Source organism: Pseudomonas frederiksbergensis, assembly GCF_003732665.1.
GTDB classification, from domain to species: Bacteria; Pseudomonadota; Gammaproteobacteria; order Pseudomonadales; family Pseudomonadaceae; genus Aquipseudomonas; species Aquipseudomonas frederiksbergensis_G.
In genome coordinates this window covers 1-416 of the sequence record NZ_MOBP01000084.1, presented here as the reverse complement: position 1 = coordinate 416, position 416 = coordinate 1, and the positions used below count along the sequence as shown (strand labels likewise).

At 58.7% G+C, this 416-nt stretch carries 1 protein-coding gene; it reads left to right on the top strand.

The window, feature by feature from the left end; all coding sequences use genetic code 11:
• A partial coding sequence (locus BK665_RS33250) for a polysaccharide lyase family 7 protein (protein ID WP_148053277.1) occupies nt 1-279 on the top strand: 279 nt, incomplete at its 5' end.
• Nucleotides 280-416 lie beyond the last annotated feature (137 nt).

Below are 416 nucleotides of genomic sequence, written 5' to 3'. Positions count from 1 at the left end.
AAAGTGCGCAGTCACCCCGATGACGGCGAAGGCCGGGTCATCACCGTCGCGACCGGCGTGAAGCTGGATCAGGAGTTTTCCTACCTCCTGCACCTGAGCCCTGGCGGACAACTGGGCATCAGCGCGGCGGACTATCACTGGGATTCGAACATCAGCGCTACATGGCGCGACAAACCGCTGTATTTCAAGGCCGGCGTGTATGTGCAGGACCACGCCGGGTACACCAGCGAAGGCGGGAAAGTGACGTTCAGTAAGCTGGATATTGATCACGACCAGTAGCCATATCCTAAAAGATCGCAGCCTCCGGCAGCTCCTATAGATTTGCGCGATCCTCCGTAGGGGCTGCCGAAGGCTGCGTTCTTTTGATCCTCCCGTCGAAAACCTCGCAAGTAACCACCCATTGTGGCGAGGGGGCT